Origin of the sequence: Nocardia sp. NPDC059764, assembly GCF_042732555.1 — a bacterium.
GTDB lineage: Bacteria > Actinomycetota > Actinomycetes > Mycobacteriales > Mycobacteriaceae > Nocardia.
The window spans coordinates 21417-32048 of the sequence record NZ_JBHWHH010000076.1; the positions used below are offsets into that span (position 1 = coordinate 21417).

The window sequence follows — 10632 nt, forward strand, 5'->3', positions numbered from 1 at the left end:
GGCGTGACCTCGGGGGAGGTGCGCCGTTATGGCGATCAATCGTCGAAACCTGTTGCGGGCGACCGCGCTCGGAGTCGGTCTGGCGGGATTGAGTTCGGTGACCGGCTGCGAACCGGAAGGTATGCCACGTGCGGAAACACCTGCTGGGCAGGTCGATTGGGAAGGTCTGCGGCAGAAGCTGGCCGGGACGCTGAACCTGCCGTCCGATTCCGGTTATGGAACAGCCAAACTGGCATTCAATCCGGTGTTCGACAGTCGCCGTCCGGCGGCGGTCGCTCAGGTGACCAACGCATCCGATGTGCAGGCGTGCGTGAACGCCGCGGCGAGTGCGAGGATCCCGGTGGCCGCGCGCAGCGGCGGACACAGCTACGGCGGATACTCGACACCCGACAACGGCCTGGTCGTCGACCTGGGATCCATGAGCGGTGTGGAGGTGAAACCGGACGGCACCGCGGTCATCGGCGCGGGCGCCCGCCTGATGGATGTGTACTCCGGCCTGGCCGAGGCCGGTCGCTGCCTGCCCGCAGGCTCGTGCCCGACGGTGGGCATCGCAGGCCTGACCCTGGGCGGCGGGCTCGGCGTCTTGACCGGCAAGTACGGATTGACCTGCGACAACCTGATTTCGGCGCAGGTGGTCACCGCCGACGGAACCGTGCGCACCGCCTCGGTGACCTCCGAACCCGACCTGTTCTGGGCACTGCGCGGCGGAGGCGGCGGCAACTTCGGCATCGTCACCTCCTTCACCTTCAAGACCGTCGCGGCACCGCAACTGGAGGTGTTCCAGGTCCGCTTCCCGGCCGGGTCACTGACGGATGTGCTGGGGGCCTGGCAGACGTTCACGGCTTCCGCTCCAGACGAATTCTGGTCCACCCTGGGCATTTCCGCCGGAAGCCCGCCGACGTGCCGGATCAACGGATGTTATGTCGGCTCGGAGAGCACTATGAATGCCCTCCTCGACAAACTGGTCGCCGCCACGAAGACACAACCGTCCAACCGGTATTCGCTCTCCAAGGATTACCTCTCGGCGATGAAGTACTTCGGCGGTTGCGCGAATTACTCGGTCGAGCAGTGTCGGCCGGACTGGAATGGCGCGGGAGTGCTCGGACGGGAGTCGTTCACCGCGTCCTCGCGAGTGCTGACGAAACCACTGGCGGACCCGAGCCGATTGACCGCATTGCTGACCGGACGCAGCGGGGTGGATGTTCTACTCGACAGCATGTCCGGCGCACCCGCGCGAATCGGTGCGAAGGACACCGCTTTTCCCTATCGAGGCGCGTTGGCCACCGCACAGATTTATGTCGGCGCCACCACACCGGAGGCGCGGACCGCCGTGAATGAGGTGCGTGACGGTCTCGGCGCCTTGACCGGCAACACTGCATTCGTGAACTACATCGACCCCGGCCTAACCAACTGGGCGAACGCCTATTACGGCGACAATTCCACTCGATTGCGTGGCATAGCGAAACACTATGATCCGGCTGGCGTCTTCGTCTTCGACCAATCGGCCGCCAAGGCTTGAGGCTCTGCTGGTCCAGGTCAGCAGGTTTCGAGAGTGTGCAGGATCGGGCGCAGGCGGGCGAGAGCCCGTTCATCCTCGACGGCGATATCGCCCGTGGAGTCGAAGCGTTCGTCGCGGTCGACGAGGGCCCGGAGCTTCGTCGCGACCGAGCGGCGGACCACCACGGGCGCGGCGGTCAGTCGCTCGGTGAGTCGGAGCCCGAGGTCGCGAGCCCAGCTGTCGGCTACCGCGCGGGCCACGACTTTTGTGATGCGTGCGGGAGTTCCGGGGAGGGGCAGCCCGAGGTCGAGGAGTGCGATCGCGGCCACCACGCCGGCCTTGACGAGCGGGCCGTTGTAGTTCTTGCGGTCGGTGACGACCAGATCGGCGAGCAGCGCGTCGAGGTCGGTCGCGGCCTCGGCTGGAAGTAGCTGCCTGGCACGCCAATCGAGCGCCAGACCGATGGCGTCTTCGATCGGTTCGGCACCGGCGTCGATAATGCCGCGCAGCACGGGCCAGCCGGTTGCGACGTGGCCCGAGTCGAGGTCCGCGAGGATGCGCAGAGCGGTGACCTGGTTGCCTCGCTCGAACACGCTGACCGCGACTTCGGTGCCGACGAGGCCGCGACACCAGTCGAGGAACCGGGGATCGGTGCGGTCGGCCCAGTGCTCGAGGACGGCGGATTCCGCATAGCGGAGATCGGCGTCGAGGACACGATGGAAGTCGGCCGGGTCCCGCGTCATTCGTGCGAGGGCCAGCAGCACGGTCGCGTCCCCGCCGTGGCTCGCTGTGCGAACGCGGTCGATGCCGGCGGTATCGCCCCACGCCGCGAGTGCGCCGGCCGCTTGTTTCGGCGTGACCTCCAGGAGCTCCCGGACTGTGGGCAGCGCGTCGGCGGTGGCCTCGGCGGGCCAGGTGGCGAGCAGCGCGACGAGGTGTCCGGCTCCGTCCCGGGATGGCTCGGTCGGCGGATTCTGCCGCAGCGCCTGCAGGATCGAAGCGATCAGCATGCTTGCCGGGGGTGCCTGCTCGCTCACGAGCGCGTGGCCGAGCGCGGATCGTCCGGATGCCGAGGTGGCCACCATGAGGCCACGCGCGGCCGGGTTGGTGAGCAGGGCTCGGGCCAGCGGACGGGACCATCGTCCGTCGCCCGCGCGTAGCAGGGCGAGAGCCGCATCCGCCCGAGCATCGGTGTGAAACGCGGTCGACCCGAAGGCGGAAGTGCCGCCGGTCGTGACCCGTTCGGCGAGGGCGGCGAGCGCGTCCCTGACCTCGGGCGTCGGCGGGCATTGGCGCAGTGCGGCGATCATCGTCTCCGGCGTGGAGTCGGGCAGCGCCGCGAGAGCCAGCAAGCGGCGAACCGCCGCGGCGGCATTGCCCCGGGAACCGAGGACGACTTCGACGAGTCCCGCGATCGTCGCCTCGTCCGGCGTCGGCAACGCCGCGAGCACATAGGCCGCCGCGCCGGAGTCGACCGCGCTCAACCACTCCGGCAGATTGTCGATACCGAACGCGACGTTCGGCGCGACCTCGACGGCGAGTTCCCACCCCGCCACCAGTAGGTCCAGGTCGGCGGTCGCGCCGCCCCCGGCGCCGACCCGCGCGAGCGTGGCCGCCATCGCGAGGCCGGGATCCCCGTCGGCGAGTACCGCTGCGACATCGGCCCCGAGAGTTGTGAGCGTGGCAACGCAGGCCTGCTCGACCTGTCCCGCGGGCCTGATGCCCGCCCGCGCCGCGAGCATCTCCGTCACGGCGGAATCGACTGTGCGTGAATCGGCTTGGAGCAGCGCCGCGGCGGCCGCTTCGGGGCCGTCGTCGGCGATCAGCGGTCGTACCAGGGCCGCGATCGCAGTCAACGAGTCTCGGGCCGACCGGACGATCGCGGTCGTCTCGGCGTCGTCCAGGTCCAGCTGTTCGTACTCGCGGACCGTGTCGGCGAACATCAGGAGCAGCCACGCCGTGCTCTCCGCATCCGCGGTCTGCCGTGCCCCGAGCAGTGCCGCGATCGCCATCATCGCCGGTGGGGTGGAGTCGTAGAGGGTGCCCTGGTGCAGCACCGCTCCCCACAACTCGTGCAGCGCCGCCTCGACGGTGTCCGCCTCGGTCAGTCCGTCGATCCAGCCGGGCACGTCGCTCGCGTCGCCGTACGCGTGCTCCAGTGTCTGCCAGTCGACTTCGGCGACAGGGGGGTGCCGGGGCACGCTGTACATGAAACTCCTCGTTGTCGGACAGTCGGACGCCGGGCAGGGGTGTGTGTGCTGCCCGCACGGGTTCGCTCAGAAGTGTGGGTCGCGCTCAGAAGTCCGCGGGCAGCCGGGAGTACACACTCGGGTACCCGTCGATCGCGGTGCCACGGGCCCATGAGGTGATACCGACCAGTTTTCCGTCGATGAGCAGTGGTCCGCCGCTGTCGAATTCGCCGGTGTCGGCCGTGGTGGAGCCCGCGCACACCATCTCGGTGGCGTCGAAGGCACCCGGATAGGCGGCGGCGCAGGCGGTGTCGGACACCATGGGAACGGTGGCCTGCCGCAGGACGGTGTTGAACAGATCGTCGTTGGAGGTGCCGCCCCAGCCGAGCACGGTGCCCGTATCGCCCCGGGGTGCGGCGATCGGAACGGTCGGGCGGGACTGCGGCCGCGCGAGTGTCAGGATCGCGAGGTCGTGATGGTAGACATTGACGCCGTCGACGGTGTCGGAGCGAAAGTCCGGGTGCAGACGGACATCCGTGACGTTCACGGTCGTTCCGTCACGTGAGGCCAGATCGCTGCGGTCGAAGGTGACGGTGAGCGCCTGCGGCAAGAGCTGTGCGAGTTGCACGCAGTGCGCGGACGTGAGCACTTGGTCCGGGGCGATGAGCGCGCCGCCGCAGAACTGGCCGGACGCGCGGGGGAAAAAGAGGGGTGTGCCGACCGCGGCGAGCCAGGGATGGTCGCCGGCGTCTGCCTCGGTGCCGCCGACGACGGCATGGGCGGGGGCGGGCACTGCGCAGCCGATGAGCGCCGCGGCGAGGACGGCGAGCCTGCGGGAGTACGACATCGGGCCATTCAAACAGAAGGGGCCGGGTTTCGGTGGCCGGACATGTCGGACCCTCCGCGTACGGTCGCGGTTATGACGTCTTGGAACGAGTTCGCTGCGGCCGCTCCTCGCATCTCGGGAATCTTCACCCGTCGTCACGCCGCCACCGGCAACCTCTGCATGCTCGCCACCCTGCGCAAAGACGGCTCACCGCGCATCAGCCCCCTGGAACCGCGAATCTTCGAGGGTGAGCTCTGGCTCGTGGGTATGCCGGGCACCACGAAGTTCGCCGACCTGGCCCGCGACCCGCGCTTCTGCCTGCACACGGCGACCGTCGACACCCAGGTGAGCGACGGCGACGTGAAGATCTTCGGCAGCGTGCGTGATGTGCAAGATCCGGAGCTGCAACGCCGTTGGGCGGAAGATCTCTTCGCCGAGAGCGGGTTCGACCTGCGCGGACGCAAGTTCGAGCCGTTCTACGCGGTGGAACTGACCGGGGCTTCGTCGGTGGAGATCGTCGACGGGCGCATGGAAGTGACGGTGTGGAAGCCGGGACAGAAGGAGCAGGTCGTCGAGGTCTCCGACAGCTCCGAACCGGCGAATACATAACGTGCAAACTTGCACGCAGTGCAAGAAGGCAGCTCGTGCAACGGTGCACGAGGTGCCGAATATTGCTGATTTTCAGCACATTTCGAGGTCAGTGCCCGGTCGGGTGCGTGTGCCATGACGACTGTTCGTGCCCCACAAGGCTATCGGGAGCGGTCGTCGAGTGTTGGCGGCGCGGTGGTCTGGTGTCGCGCCGGCATCTCCGACGCCGACCCGCCGGTGCTGCCGGACGGCTGCATGGATCTGCTGTGGCTCGACGGGCGACTGTCTGTGGCGGGCCCGGACACTCGGGCCTACCGTCCGGCGCCCGGCTTCGCGGATCGGATTGCGGGGATCCGCTTCTACCCGGGGACGGCGCCGACACTCCTCGGGGTGCCCGCGCACGAACTCCGCGACGTTAGGGCCGATCTCGCCGACCTATGGGCGCCCGTCGATGTGCGCACTGCTTCGGAGTTGATCGCACGAGCGTCGAGTCCGGCCGCCGGGCTCGAAGCGATCGCTCGCTGGCGCGCGGGCCGAACTGGTGCCGTCGATCCCGTGGTGCGATTCCTGGTGGCATCGCTGAGGTCGGGCAGCTCGGTCGCGGCCATTGCGGAAGAGTTGGGGACGGGGCCGCGCAGATTGCATCGAATATCCCTTGCGGCGTTCGGGTATGGGCCCAAGACTCTGGGGAGGGTCTTGCGGATGCGGCGTGCGTTGGCATTGGCGCGCGGCGGTATGGGGCTTGCGGACGTAGCGGTCGCTTCTGGTTATGCGGATCAGGCGCATTTGACGCGGGATGTTCGAGAGTTCTCGGGCATGTCGCCGATGAAGTTGCTGGGATTGGATTTGGAACCGCTGTCGTTCTGAATATTGTTATATCACTTCGTGATTCGAGCGTGTGTGCGATGAATCGGCGGTAGAATTGATGTATGGATTCGATGGGGGTGACACTCGACGACTGTGGTATCGCTGAACTGGCGGCCGCGGTCTCGACCCTGCCGGAATCCATTCAGGGCGGGAAGATGACAGGCTTCGCCGACGAAGACATCGTGTCGTTGATGCGGCAGCTCGAAATCTGTAAGCGTCAACTCGCGGCGTTGGATACTCCGCTGATCGTCGAATCGGGAGAGCGTTCGCTGCATTCACGTGGCGGGGTGGGGAAGATGGTGCCGTTCCTTCGGCACACGGTCGAGCTCAGGTCGCGCAGCTGTTCGCGCACGGGTTCGGGTGCGGTGACCACCAGGTCCTTGATCTGAGTCAGGACCTGGGCGCGCTGAGCGACCGCGCTCGAGCGGGCGATGCGCAGGTTGCGCAGCGCTTCGACCCTGCCGTCGGAGTGTTCAGGGGTCCCGGTCTTGCCGGTGAGTGCGGCGCGGGCCGCGAGCACGGCATCGATCGGATCGGACTTGCCCCTTCCCCGCCGCGTGGTGCGGCTGGGGCGTTCGACGATGGGTGTTGTCCGTTCTGCGCTGTGACCTGGGGCAGGGCGGCACCCCCGGAAGCGAGCGCTCGGACAGAGCAGTAATGGGTCTCTTTGAATCTTTGGCCCTTGCTCGCCTCACCCCAACGCGGCGTACAGATCCACCCCATGCCCATCCGGATCAAGCACAGTCGCATACCTCTGCCCCCAGAACGCATCGAACGGCTTCAACTCACCCCGATACCCAGCCCCCACCAACTCCGCGAACTTGGCATCCACCCCAGCCGCATCCCCGCAGTCGCAGGCCAACCCGATCCGCCCAGCCCCAGGCACGGCCACCCAATCCGGCCGAAACGACCGAACCGTCTCCTCGGTATCGAGCATCAGCTTCACACCCCCACCAAGGTCCGCGTCGACATGCGGCTCCTGCTCGGCTCCGTCCGCGAACCCCACCCCGAGCCGCCGATAGAACTCCAGCGACGCGCTCATATCCGCCACCACGATCCCGATCACATTCAGTCGAATACCCATGCCCGAACCCTAGGCGCGGGCCGCCCGCATTCTCTTGAACGAATCGGACACTCAGCGAGCGTGCACAGCCGCCAGCCGCGCGGCCCGAATCGCATTCCACAGCGGCCGCAGCAACGCCTCCTGCGCAGCCACCGCGGTCGCCGAGGTCGGCGCCGAAGCCGGCTCCCGCTCGGCGACGGTCAGGATCGCCGCGACCTGATCGGCGGTGTCGAGGATCCGCCGCGCCCGCAAAGGCATCGAATCCGGGTACTTGTGCCGGGAATGCCCGGCCAACTCGGCCTCCACCAGATCCCGAGGCGGGACCCCGCCCGACCCGAGTCGGGTGGTGTGCATCTGTGCCAATGCGTCCGCCGCATCCCGCACGGCTTCCCGCATCGTGTATTCGGCCTCACCCAACGGCATTTCCGGCGCGAGGGTCAGCGGTATGGGCGTGGAGTACACCCGCCACTGCAACGCGTCCTCATCGGTCCACACCGGTACGAGTCCGGTCCCATTGGCTCCGGGCGCTCCGACGAGGATGCCTTCCTCGGCTTCGGTTGCGGCGGCCGCGAACTCGGTGCCGACGGGGATGCCCCGCACGTCTCCGGGGATCGGCAGCACCAGTCGAACCTGTGCCTCCGGCCCGGTGTAGGCCTCGCGAATAATCTTGAGCAGCACCATGATTCCCGCCCCGGCCACCGCCGCGGGGTCTTCGTCGGACGCCCACGGCAGCCCCGTGTGCCCACCGGTGACAGGGTCTCCGGCGGCCACGGTCTGCCGCGGAGCCCAAGCGCGCAGCTCGTCGAGCACATCGTCGGGGGCGCTACAGCCTGCCAGCCAGGAACCGGCCCAGACCGTGAGCGAGGCGCTTGGGGAACTCATGTATTCGAGGATAACTGGCGGGCTACTCCTGCTCGGTGACGAAATCGATCAGTCGTTCGACCGCGCCGATGAGGGGGGTTTCCAGGTCGCGGTAGGAGTTGACCGCGTTGTAGACGCGCCGCCACCCGTCCTGCGGGGTGCCCCAGCCGAGGCGTTGGCAGATGCCGGTCTTCCAGTCCTCGCCGCGGGGTACGTCCGGCCAGGCGGGGATGCCGACGGCTTTGGGCCGGACGGCCTGCCACACGTCGATGTAGGGGTGGCCGGTGACGAGGACGTGCGGGCCGAGGCCCTGGGTGAGGCCGGATTCCTTGGAGCCGGTGACCAGGTGGTCGACGAGGACGCCGACGCGGTGGTTCGGTCCGGGCTGGAATTCGGCGAGTTTCGCGCCGAGGTGGTCGAGGCCCTCGAGTTGTTCGACGACGACGCCTTCGACCCGCAGGTCGTGGCCCCACACGCGTTCGACGAGGGCGGCGTCGTGGATGCCTTCGACCCAGATGCGGCTGGCGCGGGCGACGCGCGCTTTGTGGCCTTCGACGCGGGTGGATCCGGAGGCGGATCGGGTGGGTTTCGTGGGCGCGGTAGTGGTCGGCTTGACCAGGGTGACCGCCTGGCCGTCGATGAGGAAGGCGGCTTCTCGCATCGCGAACAGTCGCACCCGTCCGGCGCGGTCCTCGAGTTTGACGAACTCGCCGTCGTAGCTGCGGTCGAAACCGACTACGGCGCCGCAGAATCCGGTGGCCGCGTCCTCGGCGACGAGGTCGCGTTCGGCGACCACGCGGGGCACCTCCCGCTTCTGTTTCCGTGCGTGCCCGGTGAAGATGTCGCCGTACTTCTGGTGCCCACTCACCGCGTCGAGGTTACCGGCGGCGGACGGGAATCCCGCTCGCGCCGCGCCCATTCCGGCGGTCGGGGCGGCTGCTGGGCAGGTTGTGCACGGTTTCCGGTGATCGGTGTCCGATGTGCCCGGTCGCGGGGCTCGGAGTGATCACGAATATCAGCCGGACCCCGCAAATACCGTTACTGTTGTGGCGTGGCCGCAATAGTTTGGCTGATCGCGGGCATCCTGCTCGCGGCGGCCGAGATGCTCACGGGCACTCTTGTGCTGATCATGCTGGGGGTCGCCGCACTCATCACCGCGGGCGTGAACGCGCTCACGGGGGCCCCGGTGCTGGTGGACGCGGTCGTGTTCGGTGTCACATCGATCGCGCTGCTGGCGCTGGTGCGCCCATTCCTGTTGCGGCGCTATGCGACTCCGCCACCGCATCAGACGGGGGTGGACGCTTTGCCGGGTAAGACCGCCAAGGTGCTCGAAACGGTCGACGAGCACGGTGGTCGCGTGAAGCTCGGCGGAGAGGTGTGGAGTGCGCGCCCGTACGACGCCTCGGAGACCTATCCCGTCGGTTCGACCGTGTACGTCATGAGGATCGACGGTGCGCACGCCGTCGTCATGAAAGGGCAGTGATGGCTGTACTGATAGTCGCCGTCGTACTTATTCTTCTGGTCGTAGTGGTGGTCTTCAAGTCGGTGGCGCTGGTGCCGCAGGCGGAGGCCGCCGTGATCGAGCGGCTGGGCCGCTATTCGCGGACCGTGTCCGGGCAGCTGACCTTCCTGGTGCCGTTCGCGGACCGGGTGCGCGCCAAGGTGGACCTACGCGAGCGGGTGGTGTCCTTCCCGCCGCAGCCGGTCATCACCAAGGACAACCTGACCGTGCAAATCGACTCGGTGGTGTATTTCCAGGTCACCAGCCCGCAGGCCGCCGTCTACGAGATCTCCAATTACATTGCCGCCGTTGAACAGTTGACGATCACCACGCTGCGCAACGTGGTCGGCGGCATGACCCTCGAGGAAACCCTCACCTCCCGCGATCAGATCAACGGTGAACTCCGCGGCGTCCTCGATGAGGCCACCGGTCGCTGGGGCCTGCGGGTGTCGCGCGTGGAACTGAAGGCGATCGATCCGCCGCCGTCGATTCAGGAATCGATGGAGAAGCAGATGAAGGCCGACCGCGAGAAGCGCGCCATCATCCTCACCGCCGAAGGCCAGCGCGAGGCGTCGATCAAGACGGCCGAGGGCCAGAAGCAGGCGCAGATCCTCGCGGCCGAGGGCTCCAAGCAGGGAATGATCCTGTCCGCCGAGGGTGAGCGGCAGTCCCGCATCCTGCGGGCCCAGGGTGAGCGTGCGGCCGCGTATCTCCAGGCGCAGGGCCAGGCCAAGGCCATCGAGAAGGTGTTCGCCGCCATCAAGAACGGCAAGCCCACTCCCGAGCTGCTGGCCTACCAGTACATGCAGACTCTGCCGCAGGTCGCCAAAGGTGACGCCAACAAGGTGTGGCTGGTGCCGAGCGACTTCGGCAAGGCCCTCGAAGGGTTCGCGCGCGGTTTCGGCAAGCAGGGCGAGGACGGCGTCTTCCGCTACGAGCCGGCCCCTGACGGCGCGGAATCCGCGACCGGGGACGATTCCGACGAGGTCGCCGACTGGTTCGACACGGCCACCGATCCGGCCACCCAGCAGGCCGTGCGCGCCGCGGAGGCCGACGCTCGCACCCCGGTCGAGCCGATGAGCCTGCCGCCGACGGTCGCGCCGCAGCAGTTGCCGCACACCCAGCGTCCGACTCCGCCGGTGCAGCCGCAGTACCGGCCGGAACCGCCGGACCAGCGCTGGCAGAACCCGCCGCAGCCGCCCCGCCCGCAGGGGCAGTGACGGATTTCCTGTCCCGAAA

11 protein-coding genes and 1 pseudogene are annotated in these 10632 nt (G+C 67.9%); 6 read left to right on the forward strand and 6 right to left on the reverse strand.

What is annotated here, in order from left to right:
• The first annotated feature begins 28 nt into the window (after positions 1-28).
• Positions 29-1519 (forward strand): FAD-binding oxidoreductase, encoded by a 1491-nt coding sequence (locus tag ACFV4K_RS18605; protein ID WP_379276282.1) that lies wholly within the window; start codon positions 29-31, stop codon positions 1517-1519.
• A 17-nt stretch (positions 1520-1536) separates the two neighbouring features.
• Here ACFV4K_RS18605 and ACFV4K_RS18610 read toward each other — a convergent pair whose 3' ends face one another.
• Positions 1537-3708: a hypothetical protein gene (locus tag ACFV4K_RS18610; protein ID WP_379276284.1), complete on the reverse strand. Its 2172-nt coding sequence runs from the start codon at positions 3706-3708 to the stop codon at positions 1537-1539.
• An 85-nt stretch (positions 3709-3793) separates the two neighbouring features.
• Complete coding sequence (locus tag ACFV4K_RS18615; protein WP_379276286.1) at positions 3794-4534, reverse strand: S1 family peptidase; 741 nt, start codon at positions 4532-4534, stop codon at positions 3794-3796.
• Between the two features lie 72 nt (positions 4535-4606).
• Here ACFV4K_RS18615 and ACFV4K_RS18620 point away from each other — a divergent pair, with 72 nt between their 5' ends.
• The 3 genes from ACFV4K_RS18620 to ACFV4K_RS18630 all read left to right on the forward strand — a co-directional run bounded on the left by ACFV4K_RS18620 (position 4607) and on the right by ACFV4K_RS18630 (position 6357).
• Positions 4607-5122, forward strand: coding sequence for a pyridoxamine 5'-phosphate oxidase family protein (locus ACFV4K_RS18620; protein WP_379276288.1), 516 nt, complete (start codon positions 4607-4609; stop codon positions 5120-5122).
• A 114-nt stretch (positions 5123-5236) separates the two neighbouring features.
• Positions 5237-5968: a helix-turn-helix domain-containing protein gene (locus tag ACFV4K_RS18625; protein ID WP_379276290.1), complete on the forward strand. Its 732-nt coding sequence runs from the start codon at positions 5237-5239 to the stop codon at positions 5966-5968.
• A gap of 62 nt (positions 5969-6030) precedes the next feature.
• The gene (locus ACFV4K_RS18630; RefSeq protein ID WP_379276302.1) at positions 6031-6357 is read left to right on the forward strand and encodes a hypothetical protein; all 327 of its coding nucleotides are present in this window, start codon (positions 6031-6033) and stop codon (positions 6355-6357) included.
• 41 nt (positions 6358-6398) lie between these two features.
• Here the strand turns inward: ACFV4K_RS18630 and ACFV4K_RS18635 are convergent.
• From ACFV4K_RS18635 to ACFV4K_RS18650, 4 genes and pseudogenes are all read right to left on the reverse strand, one after another.
• A pseudogene (locus ACFV4K_RS18635) lies at positions 6399-6488 on the reverse strand (hypothetical protein); the annotation flags it as partial.
• Between the two features lie 171 nt (positions 6489-6659).
• Positions 6660-7052, reverse strand: a complete 393-nt coding sequence (locus tag ACFV4K_RS18640; RefSeq protein WP_379276292.1) for a VOC family protein — start codon at positions 7050-7052, stop codon at positions 6660-6662.
• Between the two features lie 51 nt (positions 7053-7103).
• Positions 7104-7913, reverse strand: coding sequence for a hypothetical protein (locus ACFV4K_RS18645; protein ID WP_379276294.1), 810 nt, complete (start codon positions 7911-7913; stop codon positions 7104-7106).
• A 22-nt stretch (positions 7914-7935) separates the two neighbouring features.
• Positions 7936-8760 (reverse strand): DUF3097 domain-containing protein, encoded by an 825-nt coding sequence (locus ACFV4K_RS18650; RefSeq protein WP_379276296.1) that lies wholly within the window; start codon positions 8758-8760, stop codon positions 7936-7938.
• A 183-nt stretch (positions 8761-8943) separates the two neighbouring features.
• On the opposite strand from ACFV4K_RS18650, the gene ACFV4K_RS18655 reads away from it, so the two are divergent.
• Together ACFV4K_RS18655 and ACFV4K_RS18660 are read left to right on the forward strand one after the other, a co-directional pair.
• A complete protein-coding gene (locus ACFV4K_RS18655) occupies positions 8944-9375 on the forward strand; it encodes an NfeD family protein (protein WP_379276298.1) in 432 nt (143 codons plus the stop codon).
• A complete protein-coding gene (locus ACFV4K_RS18660; RefSeq protein ID WP_379276300.1) occupies positions 9375-10613 on the forward strand; it encodes an SPFH domain-containing protein in 1239 nt (412 codons plus the stop codon). The genes ACFV4K_RS18655 and ACFV4K_RS18660 overlap by 1 nt, the downstream gene beginning before the upstream one ends.
• Positions 10614-10632: the final 19 nt, after the last annotated feature.